The organism is Pseudoalteromonas sp. NC201 (assembly GCF_002850255.1).
GTDB lineage: Bacteria > Pseudomonadota > Gammaproteobacteria > Enterobacterales > Alteromonadaceae > Pseudoalteromonas.
On sequence record NZ_CP022522.1, the window covers coordinates 1,961,070 to 1,983,355 of the forward strand.

Consider the following 22,286-nt stretch of genomic DNA (forward strand, 5'->3'; position numbering starts at 1 on the left):
AGGATGCAAATTATTGCTCGCCAAGAGGTCGCGGATAGCCTCAACTACCCAAGCTTAATTCAGGCGCTTAAACAGGGTTTTGCGCAACCAGCAGGTACACCAACACGGCAAGTTTTTGAGCTAGATGATAGTCACAGCAATCATGACGCTTTTGCTGTTTTACCTGCTTGGAATGCCGATGTGATTGGCGTAAAGGCGTTTACCTATTTCCCTGATAACAACCAGCACGATAAAGCCAGCCTTTACTCAAAAATCATGCTGTTCTCCAGACAGTTCGGCGAGCCGCTCGCGCTTGTGGACGGCACCGAAGTAACGTTGTGGAGAACCTCTGCTGTGTCAGCATTAGCCTCGGAGTATTTAGCACCTAAGCATGCCAAACATTTGGTTTTCTTTGGTTCAGGCAATTTAGCCAGTTACATGATTAATTCGCATTTAAGTGTTAGAAATTATAGTAAAATTTCAATAATTGCACGCAATGCTGAAAAAGGACGCCTGTTGCTGGAGCTATTGTCCTCGCAGCATCCGGGAATGGAATTTTCATTGTATCAGGAGGCAACAGAGTCAGTTATCGCTTCGGCAGATGTGATCAGTTGTGCAACAGGCAGTCATACGCCTTTGTTCAATGGAGAGTGGCTGAGCGATGGTACGCATATAGATTGCATTGGCAATCACCATAAAGATTGTCGAGAAATTGATACCACAACGGTAACTAAGAGTCGCGTTTTTGTAGATAGTCGCGCCAATGTATTGAACGAGGCGGGCGAATTGTTGTTACCGATCAGTGAAGGTAAGTTTAGCCCCGATAAGGTGGTTGCAGAGCTTAGCGAAATGACTAAAAATAACCTAGGTCGAAGTAACGAGAATGAAATTACTTTGTTTAAGTCTGTAGGAACAGCGCTGAGTGATTTAATTGGAGCGAAATTAGTGTATGACTTGGTTCAAAAATAAAGAGCACGGTAAAGTGTATGAAGTAACCGCAGTAGTCAAAGCTGCTGATAAGCGCTTGGTGAATCCGCTTATTTGTCACGAATGTCACATGTTGGTTAGTTATCAAGGAGTTGGCGGCGAAACGAAAAGCGAAAAGCTGCTTTATGACGAGGTGTTTTACAAAGCGTTTCAAAACCACGATAGCTGTTACGTCATGGTGGATGACAATGGTATTCGCCATTATCATCCAAGTGAATAAAGTGACTTATTCAATTAAGTGAATAAGCGCTAATTTTTAACCTGACAGAGTACAAATATAGAACGCTATGAATACTGACATTTCAGTTATTGGTCTGGTGCGGACTGCGGCACTAACATGTTTCTGCCCCGAAATGAGTTAACGTAAATGCTCTAAGGGTGGCTTTGAGCGAAAAGCTGACGTTCATCCTTTCACCTAAATAACTGTATATACATCCATTGTAATTGAGTTTCTTCCATAGTCAGGAAAACGACCCTGTGGGTCGTTTTTGTCGTGTTCACATTTAGATCAATGTAACGTAACTTCAATGCTGGTAAGTACTTCCTAAATTTGCTATCAATAGTCATGGGACAAAAACGAGACAGATTGCTGTAGAAAAACGACCCAATCGCTCGATATTAAATTGTTATGAGCCTTACGAGATTTCAGTGTGAAATTTAAGTTTGATAAAGCTAGATACAAAGTCGTAGATTCTAAAATTAGCTTAGGTCTATGTTTTTTGGTGTTAATTTCTGGCATTTTAGATCTATTGTTTGGGATGAAATTCCTATTGTTAGGCTTTGTAGCAATACCTTCAGTAGCCTACTGGAGCCACAAAGGTTTGATGTCTGAAACTTATTACGCGTCAAAAGAAGCTGAAGTTGTAGAAATAACAGAGTCAAAAGTTAAAGTACTTAATGAATTAACTGGTTATGAAGTCTCAAGGGAGCTGGCTCAAATTAAAAACGTTCAATATAAAGCTCTCTTTGGTTTCGGTGTTGTAATTATACAGTTCACAACAAGTGAGACTTTTAAGTTTCTTTGCTATAAAAATCCAGAGCAACTTTTGGGTCTCTTAAGTAAAAACGGCTCATAACAAATTAATTAAACAATGGACGCAAAACAGCAGGCTTGCGCTCATTCTTCGCTTAGTTTAGCCTGCTATTTTTCGCCGTTTATTAAGGCGTTATGCCTTCAAAGGAATAGAGAAATACCTATGAATACGAGTTTTACTTTGCATCTCCCTAATAGCCAGGGAGGTACTGAAGAAATATCAACAAATCAAAGTTTGTTATTTATTGGGGCTAATGGTTCAGGTAAAACACGCCTAGGTACATGGATTGAAATTCAGTCGCCACAAAAAGAAAAAGTTCACAGAATTTCAGCTCAGAAATCTCTTTCTATGCCCGACAATGCTACCCCTATGTCTATAGAGAAAGCTGAAAAAGATTTACTCTATGGGTATGCAGATGCTCCTGATCAAAATGCATGGCAACATAAGCAGGGGCGTCGTTGGAGTCAAAAGCCTGCTATCTCTTTATTAAACGATTACCAAAAACTTATGGTTTATCTATTTTCAGATCATACTGAGGAGAGTGTTAAATACCTCAAAGCTTCAAAAAAGACCGCGGAGAAAGTAGAACCGCCAATAACAAAATTGGATTTGGTAAAGAAAGTATGGGAGAAGGTACTACCTCACAGAGAACTTATTCTAGGTGGGCTTAAAATTCAAACATGCATCAAAGGTCAATCTGATAGAGTTTATAATTCATCTGAAATGAGTGATGGCGAAAGAGTAATATTTTATCTAATTGGCCAGTGCTTAGCTGCTCCTAAAGACGGCATAATCATAGTCGATGAACCAGAGATACATTTGCACAAATCTGTTCAGGCTCCACTATGGAGAGAAATAGAAAGTCTCCGCCCAGATTGCCTTTTTGTATACATGACTCATGACGTGGATTTTGCGGTTTCGCTGCAGGAAACACAAAAAATTTGGCTAAAATCGTATGATGGGGCGCGATGGGAATGGGAAAAAGTAGCTGAAGTTGAAGGGCTGCCAGAAGCTCTGTTAGTTGAAGTTCTAGGTAGCAGAAAGCCTGTTGTTTTTGTTGAGGGAGAAAATGGAAGCTATGATGTAAGCCTTTATCGAGCAGTATTAAATAATTTTTTAGTCATTCCAAGTGGCTCATGCACACAGGTTATTCAAGCAGTAAAGGCGTTATCGAATAGTGAACAACTTCACCACCTAGAAGTAGTGGGGTTGATAGATCGTGATAGGCGAGTAGAAGGTGAGATATCCTCACTTAAAAATGATGGGATTTATACTTTAGGTGTTGCAGAAGTTGAAAACCTATTTTGTACCCCAGAAATTATTAAACTTGTTAGTGAGCGATTAGCTCGAAATCCTGATGAGGATGTAACTAATGCTACTGATTTTGTCATTGGCCGAATTAGTTCAGAAATAGAAAAGCAGGTATCTCTAAGAGTCGCGAGTGAAATTAAGTACCAGTTAAATTGTTTTGACGAAAATGCAACAGGAAAAGAGCCTCTTAAAGTTGCGCTCTCCGATCTTGCAGGTAGCATCGATGTTGATTCAATTTATGCTGAAAACGACACGCTAATTAGAAACGCTGTAAACAATAAAGATTATCTTTCAATATTAAAACTCTACAACAGAAAGGCTCTGGCAAAGCAAATCAGTAGCAATCTGGGTTTAGCTCATGGTGAATTAGCTCAACTGGTCGTTCGAATGGCTAATAGCTCTGATGGTCAAGTCGTAAAACAAGCATTAAAACCATACTTCGGTGACTTTGCCGAAAAAATGGCATAACAAGCGCATGTTGTCGGACTGGTTTTCCGCTGCGCTCCAAACCAGCCGCAAATGCGGGCGTTAGGTGAACACTCGGGATCGGTGTCTTGAATAAATATTTGTACAATTATTATTGGTTGGCATCTTCTTTAGCAGCTAAGTTGCTTTGGCTAATTGTCCCAGTTATTTTTATCTCTCAAGAGCTATTTTTACCATTTCTAATTTTTACAGTAGCTCTTGGTTGGTCAGCGATAATGGTTACAGCATTTTACAAATGTCCTAGCTGTAACAAGAGGGCTTTGGTTCATTCAGGTGTTGTAGTTAAACAACTCGAAACTGATCGTAGTAAGCTTCAAATATGGCTACTACCGAATGAATTCGTGTATAAGTTTTTTTACTGCTGCAAATGTGGGCATAAAATAAAATCGCAACCATAGCTTGGTTCTTTGTTCACCTAACAAATTAATTAAACAATGGACGCAAAACAGCAGGCTTGCGCTCATTCTTCGCTTAGTTTAGCCTGCTATTTTTCGCCGTTTATTAAGGCGTTAAGTTACTAGGATAGTGCGTGCGTAAATTTATAAATTTAAGCAAATATAGGCAAAAAGAGCTTAACTCCAATTTCCCAGAACTATTTGAGATTTACGGTGCCGAAGATTCATCTCACTATAAAAGAGTAGCCGTATCGGTTTTTGCTCATTGGTTAACTCGTGAAGAGTTTCAAAATGATTACCCTTCAAGAGAAGTGCATTTGCAGAGAAATGAAGCGTTGTACAATTTTGCTAAAATAATGGCAGCAAATACTGAAGTGCTTAATTTCAAGTTCAAAGGCAAATGGGATAAGTGTTACCCATGCTTTAGAAAATTTAGCTCTCAAGAAGCTATGTTAGATTACTTACAACCAGCGGGTGATAACGATTCGTCAGATAAATTCTGCAAATTAGTTCTACCCGAATTTAATGCAGTGTATTTTGAAAGTTGGGATTACACGAATGTTTTTTACATTCAAAACGATAGTGTCATATCTGAAATTAAAAAATGGGCTAGTGAAGCAGGCGTATATTGCTTAGAGTTTTAGTAACTTAACAAAGTGCTTAAAGGGCGGACACAAAAAGCTTGGCTGTGCTCGTTCCTCGCAAATTTTAGCCAAGCATTTTGTGCCGTTTAGCAGGGCGTTAGCTGCTTAAATCAAAAATTGTAAGCTTAAACTAAATCTAAAAAGGAGATTGATATGTGGGGTAAAATTTTAGCTGGTGCTGCGGTTGGTGTTGGCGCCGTTGCTGCTGCGCCTTTTACGGGTGGCGGTTCATTATTGGGTGGTGCATCTGTTATTGCTTCACTCACGGGTGCAGGAACTGTCGCTGCAGCCGTGGGCGCAGGAACAGTGGGAGGTGTAGTTGGCGCTGCTATGGCTGATAGTGAAGAAAATGAGAAAAGACAGCTAAAGGAGAAAGGAAGAGCTGAAGGGCGAGCTGAGAGTGCTATACAAATAGAAAAGCTTGCAAATAAGCTTTCTCAGGCACTAGAGAAGCTCAAATCTCATGATGAACATTTCAAAGCCATTATTGCAATGGAGGCAGTCGGAGTTGCTTGTGCAGCCTGCGATGGTGATTTTTCTGACAATGAGAGGGAAGAGATTGGTGAGTTTGTTAAGGGAATGATGGCTCAAAGTATTCCTTCGGATGTAAAAGAAAGAATTCAAAGTATTTATGATAATCCACCTAGTGTTGAAGAAGCATTTTTGCTGGCAAAAACTTCTGGCATGTCTTTAGATGTCTATGAGGAATTAATCAGATTTGTTATGGAGATAGATGGTATAAAGCCAGAAGAAGAGGTTTTTGTTCAAGCTTGGAATCAGCTTAAAGCAGCATAAGACAAGGAGTAATAAATAATGAGCGGCAGAATTGATCGTTTCAAAAAAAGAAAAGAAATATTAAAGAAAAATCAGTCTCTGCCGTTCGTTCGTGGCGTTACTGATCAAGATCAGGTTGGTAAACTTCTTAGCAAGGGTGTGGATAGCAATAGACTGAAAAGCCTTAACTATTCAACTGATGTTAACGTTTCTTTGGAGGCAAATTCCGCAGAGGTAGAGTCTTTGCTTTCTGAACTTAAAGCATCATTCCACAAAGATAGATTGGAGCACCTTTTAGATGAAACGAAGCGCGGCGTCATATCATCGATTGCAGGTCCATTTGGGCTTGGAAAAATAATAAGTGCTTATGACAAAACTGGTGGGAATGTTGATACAGTCCATAATGCACGAGAAGGGGTTTATGCAACTATCGAGGAAAAGCAGCGTTATGATGAGCGCGGCGATTACAATTCTAGTGATTATCATGGGCACAAGGACTATAAGAACAAAAATAAAGAGGACTCTCAGTTACAGGACAAGGGGGCACTTAGCGACTCCTATACAGGCAATGTGATTGATGAGAATTCAAATAGGCACCTCGACCACACCATTTCCGCAAATGAAGTACATAATGATGCTGGTCGCATATTGGCTGAAGTGGATGGTCCGAGTGCCGCAAATTCAGAGTCTAACCTGAACTCCACATCTGAGCACATCAATAATAAGAGTGGAAAGGGAGCGCTAACATCTAATGAGTTCCTGAATAAACTGGAGCGCACAGCTCCTGAGCGGAAAGCGCGTATTGAAGAGCTTACAGGAAAGCAGCAGCTTACAAGCAAAGAAAGCCGTGAGCTTGAGAGGCTTCGTGAGCATGATGCCGTCGATGCGGACCGAATGCGTCAGATAGATGAGAATGCAAGAAATGAATACGACGCAAACATCAACAAAGAGTACTACACAAGCAAAAAGTTTGTTAAATCCACTCTGAGTACAGGAGCCAACGAAGGTGTGAAAATGGGAGTTCAGCAAGCATTTGGGCATTTGTTGGTAGAGTTTTTCTCAAGTGCAATGTTTGAAATAAAGGACGCATACACTAATGGGCTTGAAGGTGATAGCTTGTATAAGGACATCAAAGCTCGTTTAATTCGTATTGGCCGAAACGTTGCGGATAAATGGAAAGGAGCGATAGAAGGTTTTTCCGATGGCTTTATATCAGGTTTCATATCAAATCTAATTACAACACTTGTAAATATGTTTGTAACCACAGCAAAACGATTTGTTAGGATGATTAGAGAAGGTGTATTTTCTCTGTTAAAAGCACTTAAACTTATTCTTTTTCCCCCTGCTAATATGAGTTTTGTCGAAACAATGCATGAAGCTATGAAGCTAATTGCCGCTGGCGGTGTTGTTATTGCTGGTGTAGCGCTTGAAGAAATTATTGAAAAACTAATATTAGGTGCGCCACTTCTTGCGCCATTTGCTCCTATTGCGACAGCAGTAATTATTGGCTCGCTAACCGCCATCGCAATGTCGTTGGTAGCATATTTAGTAGATAAAATGGATATTTTTGGCGTTATTGAGGCTCAAGAAACTAAATTCATATTAGAGAGCCTTGATAAAGATATCGATGAGAAATTAAATAGGTGCGAGCGTATTTCCGAAGAAGTCGACGAGTTTCTTAGTGAAAACTCTTTCTTATTGCCGCAAAGCAGCTAGCAAGGCGCTCCACGCGGATAAATTACTCGCTGCGCTCGCAATTTACCGGTGAGCGCGGCGTTATATGCCTAAGAGAGTTATGTGAATATTGCTATTTTTGTGGTTTCGTTTGTGGTCTATGTTTGCCTCTGTTTGGGTATCGTAAAGTTCCATAAGCATTTAGCGGATAAACTTAAACTGACTAGTCGGCATAGTTTACTAAACGTGTTTAGCCAATATATTTGGTTCCTGATGTTTATCGTTACCTACATCCCGTTTAGTATATTCTTCCCTGCATGGTTAAATGGAAAACTTGGCATTGTGCAAGAATCTCCAAATGTAACAGCTATTTTCATTTTTCTGGGGTGTTTTACGCTAGCAGTTACTATGTGGCTAGGTTATAAAGAAACTAATCAGGCGAATTGGTAATCTGCATATAACAAAGCAACTTAAAAGCTCGGACAAAAACCAGTTGGCTTTGCTCGTTCCTCACAAATTATAGCCAACTAATTTTTGCCGTTTATTTGCGGCGTTATGTACTTTCTTGTCCTTCCAACTTGTGCACATCTCTTTTGTGCGATAGTATTTCACTATAGATGCACAGTAAAACAGTGCGAGGATATGTCAGTAAATTTTAAAGATGATTGGCTTGAAGCATTTTATGAGGAAGATAAGCGTCATCGCTTGATTCCTAAAACTATAGAGAATGCGCTGTATCGAAAGCTTGAAATCCTAGATGCAGCAAAAGCTGAATCAGATCTAAGAGTTCCACCGGGTAATCGGTTTGAACATCTTGAAGGCAATCTGAAAGGTCGGTGTTCGATACGGGTGAATAAACAGTATCGTTTGATTTTTAAGTGGGTTGACGGTGTAGCAGAAGACACCTATTTAGACCCTCATAAGTACTGAGGTTAGGATAATGCGCAGAACTAAACGTCGTCCAGTTGGTGTAGGAGAAATGCTCAAAGTTGAATTCTTGGAGCCAATGGAGATTACATCAAAAACATTAGCAGAAGCTATGGGTGTACATAGGAACACCATCAGTAACTTAATTAATGGTGGTACTCTGACTGCTCCACTTGCAATCAAGTTAGCGGCTGCACTTGGGAATACACCTGAGTTTTGGCTTAACATTCAACATGCTGTGGACTTGTGGGATACACGAAATCGTTATCAAGATGAAGCCAAGCAAGTAAAACCTTTGTTTTCAACGCAAGATATCAAACTACGTACATAACAAAGCGTTTAAGAGCGATTCCATAACGTGTGCCGATTTCGCTTCGCTCAAGCGTAGCAAACGTTATTCCACGCCTTTACGCGGCGTTAGGGCTTATCGAAATAGGTAGCTTTTTATGGATGAAATAACATATTTAGAAGTTCCATTTGAGGATAAAGAGAAAGTAAAGTCGTTGGGCGCTCGTTGGCACTCAGAGAGAAAGAAGTGGTTTGTTCCAAAAGGTTTAGATACGGGACCATTCGAAAATTGGCTACCGATTTATGATGATCATGCATCGCAAAAAGCTATCTCTCCATTTTATCTGCTTCAATCGACAGAGCTTTGCTGGAAGTGCGACAAACCATCTGAAGTCATTACCTTTGCTAGTCATGGCACAATCGACACTGAAAGTGATGAGCGCTCTGAAGGATTAACCAAGTATTTATACGTCAGCTTTATCCCAGAGAGACTGAGAGTATACTTGGATCTACACTTCAAAAGTTATTACTTGGATTATTCCGCAACGACCGATTCATTTTACTACATGAATCATTGTCAACACTGCAAAGCCCCACTAGGTGACTTTTTTATGCATTCTGAACCGGAGGGTGCTTTTTTCCCTATCAGTGCAGAAATGTCAGCCGATATTGCTATTACTAGACTGAAAGAAAGTGGATTTGTAAAAATCTCAGCATCTGAATCATATGGGGTTATTGAGCATATATTGGAAAATGGGCAAATGAAAGAGTTTCAGCCCTAACAGTCTGTATAAGAGTGATTCGCAACGCGTGGCATTTTCGCTATGCGTTGATTTTAGTGATTAAGGTGGCATGCTGAGGCTTTTGTATTGCGTTGCTCACTACTTAAAGCGGCGTTAGCCCATAGAAACTTTTAAGCGAAATTTGCCTAATACAGCCGAAGACCTGAAACGTTTTTTGTCCAAAAATAGGTTTATTTAACCGTCCGCTATTCGCTCTTTCGGCAATTAATCAGTTACGAACGGTCAGATTTGGTTGAACTCATAACCCTAAACTGCCAGATCGTGTATGAGCCAGCGCACTGAGTCTTGTTAACACCAGCGCACTGAGCTGCGTCAGAGCATTTCGTCGACGTACTCAAGTATTAAGCCAAGTTAATGTAGTAGAGGCCGTAGCCCACGATAAATGCAGGCACTGCAGAGTAGATAGTGGCAAATAGCGCCGCCCTTGGTGCCAGTGCTATCGCTGGAAATAACGCATCGCCATCGTTAGCAACGGCATTGGCTGCCAGGGCACTAAATGGCACGACACCTTGCAGGTAAAGCGTTGTAACAACAATTTGGGGGCCACAGCCTGGTAATAATCCGACAAGAATGGCCACCAGTGGTGCATATAGCGCATAGTCTTTAAACCAAACCGCGAGATCAAGCCCTAAATACGCAGTAGATAGCTCGTAAAGCAAAAAGCTTGCAACGACCCAAGCGGTCACAAAATGCGTGTCCTGTAGCACTCTAGTGAGTTTTGACGGTGGGTCGCATTCACCTTCTTCACAGGTGATATCTTTATAGCTTACGCCCTTTGAATTAAGTGCCCACACGCAAACAGCAAAAAGACATAATGCTGCACCAAGCCAAGCAATTTCTGTATCAAATGGCGCTAAATCGACGTTAAAAGCAATCGCGAGTGCAATAGCAAGGCTAGGTAGTAAGCACAGCTTCCACACCTTACGGCTTAGACTAAACGCACGGCTCGCGTGTAAGGTTTCTTCTTCGACCTCATTGATGGTCTGCGGGACACAAAAGTCGGGTTGATGAATTAAGTGCACACATAGCCCACTCACGATACCTACACCAACCCCCATCGCAATGATAGTAAGGCCTGTCAGGGGCTCTTTGGCGAGTAGCAAAAACGCAGCATCTCCCATCGTCGCAGTAAGTACTGCGACAACAGAAGCAAAGCTCGCTTGTTTTTTGGTAAATTGGGTGACCACGATAATCGCGCCACCACAGCCGGGCAGCGCGCCTAATATTGAGGCCATGGCTATTTCGAGAATAGGGGATTTGGTACTCAGATAACTGAGATTAAGCTGTGGAATTCTGTCAACAAGAAAGTAGTACACGAGCAGGGTAGCGGCAACAAAAACGCTGACTTGAAAGAATGCATCGCTCAGCGCGCTGACCACAATTGGTCTCGCCGTTTCAAATGCTAAAAGTACAATAATAACGAGGGGTAAAATCAACCGCTTGTTGAACAACAAACTCACCTTAGCGCCATGTGCTGGTTGAGAGTATCGAAGTAGAGATGAAAACATAAAGTGCAACCCGTGTATTGTCTAAGTTGCACTTTAATTTCATTTTAAATGAAAATCAATATCATTTGCATTATTTTCTTTGAAACTCTGCGGTTGCTTTCCATTTTGGCCAAGCGTCTTGCTCAGAGACATCATAGCCAACTTTAAAGAACAGCTGTAGATCCTGTATCGCCCCACTTAAATCCCACTCTTCACGGTAGCGGTCACACGGCTGATGATAACAACCGCGCAATACTAAACCCATACGTTTACGATAGGTTTCAGTCTCTTCGTCACGTGCTTCAGTTCCACCACCTGCGTACATTGCAGGCACACCCATGTTCGCAAATGCGAAGTGATCAGAGCGATAGTAACCACCAGCGGCAGGACGCGGATCTCCCGAAACGACACGGTCTTGCGCTTTTGCTGCGGTTTCTAGTATTTCATCAAGCTCAGATTTACCAATACCAACTACGCTGATGTCTTTTACTTTACCCAATAAATTTAGGCTATCCATATTGATGTTAGCAACGGTTTTCTCTGCTGGAATAACAGGGTTTGCAGCATAAAATTTAGAACCTAACAAACCTTGCTCTTCAGCCGTCACAGCCAAAAACGTAATTGAACGGCTAGGGCGAGTTGGCAGTTTAGTAAAGGCTTCAGCGACCTCAATCATACCGCCTGTGCCGCTGGCATTATCATGCGCACCATTATAAATTTGGTCACCTTTACGGTTTGGATCGGTACCTAAATGATCCCAGTGTGCTGAGTAGATGATGTGCTCGTCAGACTTATTACTACCTGGCAGAGTGGCGATAAAGTTATACGAAGTTGATTTTTTGATGGTGTTTTTGACGGTAACTGACGCGCTTAGGTTGCCCATATCAACGTGGTATGCGCCTTCAGCAGCTTTTTTCTTTGCGGTGTCAAAATCAAGTCCAGCCTTTTGAAACAGCTCTTTAGCAACGTCTACTGTTACCCAGCCTTCAACCGCAACGCGGTCCATATTGTTATTTTCTTTTTGGAAGCCAAACTGTGGGCCACTCCAAGAGTTTTCTACTACGCTCCAAGGATAAGAAGCCGGCGCTGTTTCGTGAATAATGATCGCACCTGCTGCGCCTTGGCGTGAAGCTTCTTCGTATTTGTACGTCCAACGACCATAATAGGTCATAGCTTCACCGGTAAATTTACCCGAATCAGGATTAGCAAAGCCTGGATCGTTTACTAGCATCACCACTGTCTTGCCTTTCACGTCTAGGCCTTCGTAGTCATTCCAGTCGTACTCTGGGGCATTTACGCCATAGCCAACAAAAACCAGCTCTGAATCTTTGATTGATTCGAGTTCGCTGATACGGGCCGAGCCCATCACCATGTCTTTCTTATATTCGTAGTTTTTGCCACCGATTGTTAACGTCATATTAGGATCGGCTTCAAGCGAAACCAGTGGCACTTCTTGCAAGAAGCTGTTGCCATTGCCAGGCTGATAGCCAAGCGCTTTAAAATGTTTGGTTAAATAGGCAAGCGTTAGCTCTTCACCTTTTGTTGACGGAGCACGGCCGCCAAATTCGTCAGAGGCAAGGGTTTTAATATGGGCTCTGAGTTGAGCATCGTTAATACTATTGTATGCAGTATCGATGTCTTGGGGGCTATTGCTAGTGCTAACACAGCCCGCCAGCACCGCCATAGATAGAGCGCTGAGCGTCAGTTTAAGTTTCATAATTGCCTTTCTTTTACTTGTTAGGAACCCATAAGTAGTAACATAAAATGCGTAAAAGTTCGAGCGGGACAAGACGGCTAGAGGAGATAGAAATTAATGAAACAACCGTTGTGGAACAGATCATTGCATTGTTTTTAATCGCTATCCTCATTTTAGCGTGTGACGTAGCCTGTTACGCTCATTTACAATTGGCTTTTGCCAAGTATCAAGCGCTTCAGTAAAATAGTCGGCTAATTGCATGATAAGTATCTCAATCAAATGAAAAAGTTTACAGCGCCTGAGGCGTGGCAGGTTACATGTTTACATGCTGAGCCATTTTCCCATTTAAATCAGCTTTTTGACTTAAAAAGTCAACAAGACTGGCCAAGCCCCCAGTGGCTGTCTTCTCACGTAAACAGCATTAGCTTGCAACAATATGATACCCGCTTTGTGGCCGATGAAACGATAGACTTTGGCGATAAATACTATGAAGAGATTATCTTTGAAACCCATCAGGTACCGACGCGTAGTCAAAACTGGCACGATTTATTTGGCGCGTTGATTTGGTGTTTATTCCCAAAAACAAAAGCTTTGTTAAATGCCCTACATATCGAAGAAATAGCACAGTTTGGTTTAAAGCAGCGGAGTAAAAAGCGTAACGCGTTAACACTCTTTGATGAGTGTGGTTTGGTGTTGGCAATCGATGATGATAAATGGCGTGATGCCTTTAAATCACACCAATGGCAGAATGTATTTTACGATAATCGTTCAGAATGGCAGCAAAACCTAAAACCTTTCGTATTTGGCCACGCAAACTACGAGATGCTAACCAATCCCTTTATTGGGCTAACGGGAAAGCTGGTGTGTATCAATGTTGATGCTGCATTTTGGCAACTTTCACTAAGCGAACAATATCGTTGGTTAGATGATAAATTGGTTGCACTGATCAATGATGGGCTGCTTGAAGACAATACCAAAATGTCACCCATTCCGCTGCTTGGGATCCCAAACTGGCATGAGCCACAAGATTTAGAATTTTATCAAAATACGGACTATTTCAGGCCGAAAAGAAGGAAATAGCATGATAACTATCAATGGATTAAAAAAACGCTTCGCCCTGACTCGCGAGCACAAAAAGAAAAAGAGTCAGACGGATCCTCGCGAGCGTGATGGTTTTTTTCACAGTGTAGAAGAGGTTAACCTGCACTGTGGGCAAGGTGAAGTACTTGGATTGCTCGGCCCCAATGGGGCGGGAAAAACCACCACTTTGCGTATGCTCTCAACTGCACTGACGCCGGATGCCGGTACTATTTTAGTGGATGGTCAGGATATTGTGAAAAAGCCAGTTGTTGCACGCAAAGCCATCGGTTTTTTATCAGGGTCAACTGGTTTATATGGACGTCTTACCGCCAAAGAAAATGTTGAATATTTTGCACGACTTCATGGTTTAAAAGGAAAGGCATTAAAGGCGAAATGCGATGAGCTGTTTCAGCGCCTGGAAATGGAAACCTTTTTAGATAAAAGGGCTGAACACCTATCGACCGGTATGAAACAAAAGACCAATATTGCAAGGGCGGTGGTACACAATCCTAAAGTCGTCGTATTAGACGAGCCAACGACGGGTCTTGATATTATGACCACACAAACGGTTATCTCTTTTATTCGCGACCTCAAAGCGCGTGGTACACCCGTTATATTTTCTACCCATCACTTAGATGAAGTTGCATTATTGTGCGATAGGGTGTCTGTTATCGATAAAGGGATCACCTGTTTTGATGGCAGTTTAGCTGAGTTTAAAGTGAAGGGGCAAAGTGAAGAGCTAAATCAAGCATTTTTAAATTTGTTAACGGGAGCACAGCATGTTTGAGGTATTTTTAAAAGAAATTAGAGAGCTGCTGCGCGACCGCAAAACACTGTTTTTTGTGATTGCACTACCGATGTTGGTATTTCCCGTGATTATGGCTTTAGTCGGCTTTATGGCTTCACAAGCCGCCATGGAAGCGAAGCAAGAAGTTCATACGTATTACATCGCAAATGAAGCCTATGCTGAAAAGTTCTCTGAGCAGGTTTTTTATCATAAAAGTTTTAAGAAATATGCAGGTGAGCTCAAGCTTGATAGCGTCGAAGCATTGAGTGATGCGGTACGAAGTGGCGTGATCGATGTTGGGATTTTTATTCCATCCGATCCGGTTGAAAATCTAGAGTCTGGCGTAAAAAGTGAATGGAAAATCGTGTTTAACGATGCGCAATCTATCAACTTTATTTACGACCGCTTGTCTAAACTTGCTAAGAAGTTTTCTGATGAACTCAGAGCGGTGAAGTTAACCTCACTGGGATTGTCGCAAGCGGAGCAAGCGGCAGTGCTCCAACCCATATCGATTACTAAAGTGGATACTGCTGACAAACGCGAAAATTTAGGCGAGAAGTTAGGTGCGTTTATCCCTTACATGTTAATTCCGTTGGTATTGATGGGGGCGAGCTATCCAGCTATTGATTTAGGCGCTGGAGAGAAAGAGCGTGGCACTTTAGAGACGCTGTTATTAACACCAATCTCACGCACGGAGCTGGTGTTAGGTAAATTTTTAACCGTATTGAGCAGTTCAATATTCTGTGCGCTTATCACGGTCTCCAGCATGGCGCTGTGGATAGGAATTGCCAGTAGCTTTGTCGAGCTAGACGTAATTAAAAACGCCTTCTCGTCGGTTGCATTATTAGACTTTGTCTTGATTTTTGCACTGTTGCTTCCTGTTGCTGTGATGCTTTCGTCGCTAACACTTGCCATCTCAATTTACGCCAGAACCTTTAAAGAAGCACAAAACTACATGGGACCACTCAGCATGGGGATCTTCATTCCCATTGTGATGTCTTTAATGCCAAATATGGAGCTAACCGCTAAAACTGCATTGATCCCAATTACCAATGTCGCATTAGCGATTAAAGAAATCATCAAAGGCACGGTTGATTATGGTTACGTCGCATTAATTTTTGGCGCTTCTGCTGTTTTAGCAGCTGGGTTACTCGTGTGCTGCGTTAAATGGTTTAATAAAGAAACCGTTTTGTTTAGGTAAAGCTTCCGTTAGGTGTGAGTCATTGAGAATTATGGCGTTTTTCTGTACGATAAACGCCTTATTCAGCGCTTAACTTTTTGTAACTTAGCCTGCTGTTTATTTGGATAGCTTGCGGAAGTCGTAGGTTTCAATTTTAGTCACTCAAGGAATGTAGGATGACATCAACCTCGGTACTTAAGTCAGTCAGTGAATCGGTTACTAACGGCATAGCCATTTTATTCTTGTTTTCGTCGGTGTTGCACTTAGGCGGATCAAGTTTTTTGGAAGCTCTGATCTACTTAGTGATTTCTTTGTTACTATTTTCATACCGTAATCGTTTAATGTTTGACTCTGCACAAAAGCAGTTTGTTATCACTAAACAACTATCGCTATTGAATGTAAATATTCGGCGAATAGACGAGTATGTGATACCACTTCCTACTGTGACTGACGTATCTTTGGATTGTAACAAGCAACTCAATTATATCGGTATAAGTTATCTTTCAGAAAGTGAGGAGCCTGCGGTCTATTCATTTTCGTGTTTGCGGCAAACTGATGAACTCAACGCGCTTTTGTCTGCATCAGGTTTTGACCGTAACGTTCAACGAACAGCTGATACAGATAGGAGATCAACTACGCGCTCAACTCCAACTAGCCTTGCAAGATTATTTCCTTTGTTTATGAATAGCAATCGCGATATTGAAGAGCGATTCTCCGTGTTACGATGTGCACTACCGACGCCTAAGCATAAGCTGCATATTGTTTGGATGGTGGTAGGGGCTTTTGCTCTAATGACCTGCTTTATTCTTTACTCGTCACAAAATTACATAGCTGGTTTGGTATTTTTGGTGCTCACATACTTGAGCTATTGGTTGACGTCTTTATTTATCAGTAATAAACACTATTTTGTCTATCACTCACCCGGTAACCAAATTAAGGTTGAGGAAAATAGTTTGCTGCTACCTGCGTTACTGTTTACAGATAAACAAGCACGAGAGGTAAAAAAGGATGAAGTTAACGATATTAAGGTACACTGGAATACGTTTACAGTCAGCGATTTAGATAGGTTAACCTCTTCGACTCGTCGTAATCATATTGTTGATTTGGTCTTTGATACTGAGTATGGTGCGACGGTTTCACTCTCTGGCATGAGCGTAGAAGCCGAGCCACTCTTACTTGCGTTAACGCATTGGCAATATCCTTTGTCTATCGAACGAACGGATAAAGCGGTGTTCCCAATGGTGAGGCACTTTCAATATGGTATTCTAGTATTTATTATCGGTATTATTGTCTGGGCAATGACCACATTTGTGATATAACACACCTGACAAAAGCGGCGATTCTACCAGAATATCGGTATGCTAGTGGCAATAGTATTTTTAATCTATCGCTATCCAGAAATTATTGAACAACCCGTTTTATACCAGTTGTATTAAGTAAATGATCTATCTTGAAGCGGGGAAGTAGCTTTAGTAGCAAGGCAAAAATTTTGCTATTTAGTTGTTCTAGATGAGAAATTTTTAACGAAGCTAATATGCTATTTCACCCTTCAAATTGATTAGAGAATTAATTCAATTGGTATTATACATCTTTTTGATTTTAATGATGGGCTTAAGCGCAGAGGCATACGTGCAAAACAAGCGTATCAATAAGCGTACTGACTTACTGCATAAGCTATTAAAAGAAGAGTGACTGGAAGAACTGAAGCCGCTATTAAGCGGCTTCAACATTATCGGTTTTAACATTGTCAATTTCAACTACGTTGAGGACAGATTGTACATCTGACCAATGCAGCAATTCGATACGACCTTCTTGGTTTTCAACCAATGCCGTGCAGTTTTCTATCCAATCACCATCGTTGCAGTACACAATACCATCTACGACACGGATCTCTGGTTGGTGGATATGCCCGCAGATAATACCGTCGACACCTTGTTTCTTCGCTTCATGAATTGCTGCGTTCTCGAATGCGGCAATGGCCTCTCTGGCTTTATGCACTCGCTTTTTCAGCCAAGATGCAAGCGACCAATAATGACCACCATATAAACGTCGTACGCGATTGGTCCAGCGATTTAAGAAGAGTAGAAAATCATAAGCGGCATCCCCAATGATACTGATCAGTTTGTTGTATCTTGTTGCCGAGTCAAAATCATCACCGTGTAGTAATAAAAACCGCTTACCTGCGGAAGTGGTATGAATAAAGGTTTTATGCACTTCGACTTTAAAAAGCGTTTGCCCAACATAGTTTCTGAAGGTTTCGTCGTGATTACCCGGTATGTAGATAACGCGTGTACCAGATCTCGCTTTTTTTTGTATGCATTCTAATACCTGATAGTGGGATGGATCCCAAAAAAACTGGCGTTTCATTGACCATAGATCAACGATATCACCAACCAGATAGAGTACATCACATTCGGTTTTGTTGAGAAAATCTAGCAAGAACTTTGCTTTACAGTCCTTGTAGCCCAAGTGTACGTCTGAGATCCAAATACTCGGATAGTATGTTGTTTTCATGGCTTGGCTCTTTAGCGTAATAATGACAATGCTAAGAGGCAAAGATGACAGTGGCGGGGCAGTTAGGAGAAGCTAATATGACAAAAGAGCATACATCTGTATGCTCTTTTGTCATGCAATTTACGTAGGTTTATTTACTTCTAATTGCATTAACGATTGTTTCAACCGCAGATCCAATATCCAGCATCAGTTTTTCGCCAGTTTGACGATTTTTCAGCTCAACCTTATTTTCATCAAGATTACGTTCGCCAATCACTAGGGTATAAGGAACACCGATAAGTTCCATATCGTTAAACATAACGCCCGGACGCTCTTTACGGTCGTCGAATAACACATCAATCCCCGCATTTTGTAGATCTGCATAGAACTTTTCTGCGATCTCTGGGATACGGTGAGACTTATGCATATTCATTGGCACGATTGCCAACTCAAATGGCGCAATAGCAACAGGCCATTTGATACCGTAATCATCGTTATTTTGCTCGATTGCAGCGGCAACGATACGAGAAACACCAATACCATAACAACCCATGGTTAATGTTTGGTTTTTCCCTTCTTCGCCAAGTACACCAGCTTTCATCGTTTCAGAGTACTTAGTACCAAGTTGGAACACGTGACCTACTTCGATACCACGTTTGATAAGGATTTTACCTTTACCACAAGGGCTTGGATCGCCTTCAACCACGTTACGGATATCTTCAACAGTATAAGCGCTTACGTCTCTGTCCCAGTTGATCCCACTATAGTGAACACCATCTTTGTTTGCACCGGCAACAAAATCAGCCATGATAGCTGCGCTACGATCGACAATGATAGGCATTGAAAGACCGACAGGTCCCAAAGAGCCTGGTTTTGCACCAATAGCGTTAACAATGTCTTCTTCGCTTGCCATCTCGAGCGGTGAATCCACTAGTGCTAATTTCTCAGCTTTAAGCTCATTTAAGTCATGATCGCCACGAACGATAAGCGCGACAAGCCCACGTTTACCGTCTTCGTCTGGTGCGCCATACACGATGAGTGTTTTCACACCACGGTGCGGCTTAACGCCATGTTTTGCTTTTAGTTCAGCGATGGTGAAAGCTTCAGGCGTGTCAAACGTATTAAGTTCTTTACTTGGCGCTGGGCGAGCTTCAGTTGGTGCAAGTGCTTCTGCCTTTTCAATGTTTGCAGCGTAGTCACTTTCATCACTGAATGCGATTGCATCTTCACCAGACTCTGCAAGTACATGGAACTCATGCGATAGGTTGCCGCCAATTGAACCACTGTCAGCAATAACAGGACGGTAGTCAACGCCTAAACGATCAAAAATGTTGCAGTAAGCTTGGAACATCTTGTGATACGTTTTTTCAAGGCACTCATCAGTCATGTGGAATGAATAGGCATCCTTCATGGTGAATTCACGCGCGCGCATCACACCAAAACGTGGACGAACTTCGTCACGTACTTTCGTACTGACTTGATAAAGTGTGATCGGCAGTTGCTTATAGCTGTTGATTTCGCGACGTACAAGATCAGTGATCACTTCTTCATGCGTTGGACCAAGTGCAAATGGACGGCCATGACGGTCATTAATACGAAGTAGTTCGGGACCAAACTGTTCCCAACGGCCTGACTCTTCCCATAGCTCTGCAGGCTGGATCACTGGCATTAGCAGCTCAATCGCTCCCGCTTTGTCCATTTCTTCACGGACAATTCGCTCTACTTTGCGGAAAACTTTTAGGCCTGATGGTAGCCAAGTATAAAGACCTGAAGCCAATTTACGGATCATACCCGCTCTAAGCATTAGCTGGTGGCTTACCACCTCTGCATCAGACGGCGTCTCTTTTAGAGTCGCTAATATATATTCACTCGTACGCATTCTTATTCCAGTATAAGTTACTTATTGTTCTCTTATTGGCGGCTATTCTAGCAGTGCAGTAGCCGCTTAAAAAGCTTTAATACCTAAACATCTTCATAATTTATAAGTTTATTGGCAAGCCGCTGAATTTGCTATTTTGCTAACGAAATTTCAGTGACATGGTTATGCTCACCATCTACTGTCCAGCGGATATTAAAATCATACAAACTCATACCATAGTCCTGCTGTGATGTGCGTTTCTTTTTATAAGCTGGACGAGGGTCCTGCTTCAGTACATTGGTAATGAATTGCTGAAGTTCAGGATAGCTTTTTTGTTTTTCAATAAAAACAATAGCCTCGTCTGAGAAACTAACAGACATCTGTGTTTCTGGCCGAGTATCAGCAAAGCCAGCCGTGGCATCCACCAAGGCATCTGAATAGGGGAGGTACGGCTTTATATCAATGATTGGTGTACCGTCCAATAAATCTACGCCAGAGAGCAACAGATCCAGCTGACCATTTTTATATTCTACGCCCTCGAGCTTTACTGCACTCATGCCAATCCCGTTGGGCCGAAAAGTCGCTCTAGTCGCAAACACGCCTTTACGTTCATTGCCACCGAGTCTCGGAGGACGTACAAGTGCGGAGTAACCTTTATCAGCGGTTTCATGAAAACGAAACAACAACCATATATGCGTGAACGCTTCAATACCACGAACAAATTCTTCGCGATTGAATTCACCAACAAATCTAAGCTTGGCTTTTGCCTCTGGGACAAGCCTTGGTTGTCTCGGTATAGCGAACTTCTGTTTATAAGGAGATTGGATAAAGCCGATGGGCTCGATAGTGATTTGTTCCACTATGGTCTCTGTTTTAATTAAGATGAGCGAAGTTTACTATTGATCCTGACTTTCACAAAACCCTGCTCGTAATTAGCCCTGTAATGTCATGTAATTTATCTATTCAGATTTTTCGCATAACCTTGTAAACAATGGAATTGCTGGTGGAAGTCGCAACATGAATCGGCACACTTTTTCGCCCCAAAATGGCTTACGTTCGAGTTTACGCACAGATAACGAACAAATTATTGGTACTCGAGCGTACGAGTACAAGCAATTGGTAGAAGATATAAAGCCAATTCAAGGTTTACGAGAAAAATTACAAGCATTTAATCGCCTGAAACGAGATGAGTGTAAATAATGGAGTTTCATAGAAAGGTTGACCAAAGTTGTCAAGAAGTGCTCTGTAAATCGTCCCCTTTAAAGCCTATTTTGATCCGCGCTATATCGGAGCGTAGAGCTGCATTGCAAGCAATAATTAATGATTTAACAGAAGGGGTGGTAAGTCCAACTAAAATGGATGTACTGCTCAGTCAAGAGGCTGAAAAAGTAAGCTTACAATTATTAAAAGAAGGTAATTTAAGCAAACGCGATGCGCTAGCTGCTAGTGAAAAAGTTATTTTTTCTCTTGCAAGAAACCTTTTGTGAAATTGCTATTTAACTTAAAGTTTGAATAAGTAATGTTCTTTGTTGGATAAGCTTTTAAATGTAAAATTGGATTAAATCGCTAGTTCAATGGTACTTAGTTTCAGTAGCTTTAGTATCTCTGCATAGAGCGAATCCAATTTGCACTTGTCAACATTGTTAATGCTGGTCCACTTGCAAGAAATCCGTCCAAATGCCCCGAAGTTCGTCATTGTAACCAGTTCTCACAATTTAAATTTGCTGAAAATATGCAGTGGCAAATATCGAAAAGTTGGGGTGAGTGTAATGTCGTGGTTTTTGGTGAGCCGAATAGCGCCTTTAAACTGCTAGAAGTTCAATCGTAGTTGAACTTCTACACTTTAATTTTTGTTATCAAACCTTCATGTTATTTACTATCGGACAAGGTTTCTTCTAATAGCGATTCGGTCTGGATCGCTATTTCCTTCATTTTCACCGCATAGGCTTCTAATTTTTTCTCCTCTTCGGTTTTCGCTTTAAACTGAGGAATTTGAATTGGATACCCAGCTTGGTCCATGGCGATAAAGCTGATAATACAGTGATTGGTTTCGACAAGTCGTTGCGTTTTTGGATCACCACAGCGCACCTGAATAAAAATCTGCATACTGGTGTTCCCGGTATGGGCAATGCGCGCGGAAACCTCAACAATCTGACCCACAAGAATCGGACGGTGGAAACGCATGCCCGCAACTGAAACGGTAACGCAATAGCTGCCGCTCCAACCCGCGGCGCAAGCATACCCAGCTTGATCAATCCATTTCATGACCATACCACCGTGTACTTTACCGCCAAAGTTGACGTCGGTGGGCTCTGCTAAAAATCGAAAGGTGACGGATTGTTGTGGCATAGGCTCAGCTCTATTTTTAAAAATATACGCTAAGTATAGGAAAGAAAGGGGCAT

24 protein-coding genes are annotated in these 22,286 nt (G+C 41.8%); 18 read left to right on the forward strand and 6 right to left on the reverse strand.

Annotation, left to right across the window (positions count from 1 at the left end; translation table 11 throughout):
- The first annotated feature begins 3 nt into the window (after positions 1-3).
- The 11 genes from PNC201_RS08175 (at position 4) to PNC201_RS08225 (ending at position 9,281) form a co-directional block, all read left to right on the forward strand.
- Positions 4-948 (forward strand): ornithine cyclodeaminase family protein, encoded by a 945-nt coding sequence (locus tag PNC201_RS08175; protein ID WP_102056745.1) that lies wholly within the window; start codon positions 4-6, stop codon positions 946-948.
- Complete coding sequence (locus PNC201_RS08180) at positions 929-1,186, forward strand: hypothetical protein (protein ID WP_017217477.1); 258 nt, start codon at positions 929-931, stop codon at positions 1,184-1,186. Before PNC201_RS08175 ends, PNC201_RS08180 begins: the two co-directional genes overlap by 20 nt.
- A 430-nt stretch (positions 1,187-1,616) precedes the next feature.
- Positions 1,617-2,042, forward strand: coding sequence for a hypothetical protein (locus PNC201_RS08185; protein ID WP_102056746.1), 426 nt, complete (start codon positions 1,617-1,619; stop codon positions 2,040-2,042).
- A 120-nt stretch (positions 2,043-2,162) separates the two neighbouring features.
- Complete coding sequence (locus PNC201_RS08190; RefSeq protein WP_102056747.1) at positions 2,163-3,779, forward strand: DUF4435 domain-containing protein; 1,617 nt, start codon at positions 2,163-2,165, stop codon at positions 3,777-3,779.
- Positions 3,780-4,326: 547 nt separating this feature from the next.
- On the forward strand, positions 4,327-4,836 hold the full coding sequence (locus PNC201_RS08195; RefSeq protein ID WP_102056748.1) for a hypothetical protein: 510 nt from the start codon (positions 4,327-4,329) through the stop codon (positions 4,834-4,836).
- Positions 4,837-4,989: 153 nt separating this feature from the next.
- Positions 4,990-5,631: a hypothetical protein gene (locus PNC201_RS08200; protein ID WP_102056749.1), complete on the forward strand. Its 642-nt coding sequence runs from the start codon at positions 4,990-4,992 to the stop codon at positions 5,629-5,631.
- Between the two features lie 18 nt (positions 5,632-5,649).
- Positions 5,650-7,326, forward strand: coding sequence for a lactate permease (locus tag PNC201_RS08205; protein WP_102056750.1), 1,677 nt, complete (start codon positions 5,650-5,652; stop codon positions 7,324-7,326).
- A gap of 81 nt (positions 7,327-7,407) precedes the next feature.
- Positions 7,408-7,734 (forward strand): hypothetical protein, encoded by a 327-nt coding sequence (locus PNC201_RS08210; protein ID WP_233525235.1) that lies wholly within the window; start codon positions 7,408-7,410, stop codon positions 7,732-7,734.
- Between the two features lie 192 nt (positions 7,735-7,926).
- Complete coding sequence (locus tag PNC201_RS08215) at positions 7,927-8,214, forward strand: type II toxin-antitoxin system RelE/ParE family toxin (protein ID WP_102056751.1); 288 nt, start codon at positions 7,927-7,929, stop codon at positions 8,212-8,214.
- 10 nt (positions 8,215-8,224) lie between these two features.
- Positions 8,225-8,542, forward strand: coding sequence for a HigA family addiction module antitoxin (locus PNC201_RS08220; RefSeq protein ID WP_099029135.1), 318 nt, complete (start codon positions 8,225-8,227; stop codon positions 8,540-8,542).
- Between the two features lie 115 nt (positions 8,543-8,657).
- Positions 8,658-9,281 carry a DUF5710 domain-containing protein gene (locus PNC201_RS08225; protein WP_102056752.1) on the forward strand — a complete coding sequence of 208 codons (624 nt, stop codon included), beginning with the start codon at positions 8,658-8,660 and terminating at the stop codon, positions 9,279-9,281.
- A 362-nt stretch (positions 9,282-9,643) separates the two neighbouring features.
- On the opposite strand, the gene PNC201_RS08235 is transcribed toward PNC201_RS08225, so the two are convergent.
- Positions 9,644-10,810: a putative manganese transporter gene (locus tag PNC201_RS08235; RefSeq protein ID WP_102056753.1), complete on the reverse strand. Its 1,167-nt coding sequence runs from the start codon at positions 10,808-10,810 to the stop codon at positions 9,644-9,646.
- A gap of 70 nt (positions 10,811-10,880) precedes the next feature.
- Entirely contained in the window at positions 10,881-12,506 is a 1,626-nt protein-coding gene (locus PNC201_RS08240) for a M28 family metallopeptidase (protein WP_102056754.1), read from the reverse strand.
- A 47-nt stretch (positions 12,507-12,553) separates the two neighbouring features.
- Here PNC201_RS08240 and PNC201_RS23245 point away from each other — a divergent pair, with 47 nt between their 5' ends.
- From PNC201_RS23245 to PNC201_RS08260, 5 genes are all read left to right on the forward strand, one after another.
- Positions 12,554-12,727 (forward strand): hypothetical protein, encoded by a 174-nt coding sequence (locus PNC201_RS23245; RefSeq protein WP_158299109.1) that lies wholly within the window; start codon positions 12,554-12,556, stop codon positions 12,725-12,727.
- A gap of 37 nt (positions 12,728-12,764) precedes the next feature.
- Complete coding sequence (locus tag PNC201_RS08245) at positions 12,765-13,565, forward strand: DUF3025 domain-containing protein (RefSeq protein WP_102056755.1); 801 nt, start codon at positions 12,765-12,767, stop codon at positions 13,563-13,565.
- Position 13,566: 1 nt separating this feature from the next.
- Positions 13,567-14,352, forward strand: a complete 786-nt coding sequence (locus PNC201_RS08250; protein ID WP_102056756.1) for an ABC transporter ATP-binding protein — start codon at positions 13,567-13,569, stop codon at positions 14,350-14,352.
- Complete coding sequence (locus PNC201_RS08255; RefSeq protein WP_102056757.1) at positions 14,345-15,553, forward strand: ABC transporter permease; 1,209 nt, start codon at positions 14,345-14,347, stop codon at positions 15,551-15,553. Before PNC201_RS08250 ends, PNC201_RS08255 begins: the two co-directional genes overlap by 8 nt.
- A 155-nt stretch (positions 15,554-15,708) precedes the next feature.
- On the forward strand, positions 15,709-16,851 hold the full coding sequence (locus tag PNC201_RS08260) for a hypothetical protein (protein WP_102056758.1): 1,143 nt from the start codon (positions 15,709-15,711) through the stop codon (positions 16,849-16,851).
- A gap of 394 nt (positions 16,852-17,245) precedes the next feature.
- On the opposite strand, the gene PNC201_RS08265 is transcribed toward PNC201_RS08260, so the two are convergent.
- The 3 genes from PNC201_RS08265 to tsaA all read right to left on the reverse strand — a co-directional run bounded on the left by PNC201_RS08265 (position 17,246) and on the right by tsaA (position 20,743).
- Complete coding sequence (locus PNC201_RS08265; RefSeq protein ID WP_102056759.1) at positions 17,246-18,046, reverse strand: UDP-2,3-diacylglucosamine diphosphatase; 801 nt, start codon at positions 18,044-18,046, stop codon at positions 17,246-17,248.
- Positions 18,047-18,176: 130 nt separating this feature from the next.
- On the reverse strand, positions 18,177-19,904 hold the full coding sequence (locus PNC201_RS08270; RefSeq protein ID WP_102056760.1) for a proline--tRNA ligase: 1,728 nt from the start codon (positions 19,902-19,904) through the stop codon (positions 18,177-18,179).
- Between the two features lie 131 nt (positions 19,905-20,035).
- Positions 20,036-20,743 carry a tRNA (N6-threonylcarbamoyladenosine(37)-N6)-methyltransferase TrmO gene (gene tsaA, locus PNC201_RS08275; RefSeq protein ID WP_069020685.1) on the reverse strand — a complete coding sequence of 236 codons (708 nt, stop codon included), beginning with the start codon at positions 20,741-20,743 and terminating at the stop codon, positions 20,036-20,038.
- A gap of 157 nt (positions 20,744-20,900) precedes the next feature.
- On the opposite strand from tsaA, the gene PNC201_RS08280 reads away from it, so the two are divergent.
- Positions 20,901-21,083: a hypothetical protein gene (locus PNC201_RS08280; RefSeq protein WP_102056761.1), complete on the forward strand. Its 183-nt coding sequence runs from the start codon at positions 20,901-20,903 to the stop codon at positions 21,081-21,083.
- A 104-nt stretch (positions 21,084-21,187) separates the two neighbouring features.
- Entirely contained in the window at positions 21,188-21,370 is a 183-nt protein-coding gene (locus PNC201_RS23490; protein WP_233525236.1) for a hypothetical protein, read from the forward strand.
- A gap of 382 nt (positions 21,371-21,752) precedes the next feature.
- Here the strand turns inward: PNC201_RS23490 and PNC201_RS08295 are convergent, their stop codons facing one another.
- Positions 21,753-22,232 carry an acyl-CoA thioesterase gene (locus PNC201_RS08295; protein ID WP_010372647.1) on the reverse strand — a complete coding sequence of 160 codons (480 nt, stop codon included), beginning with the start codon at positions 22,230-22,232 and terminating at the stop codon, positions 21,753-21,755.
- Positions 22,233-22,286: the final 54 nt, after the last annotated feature.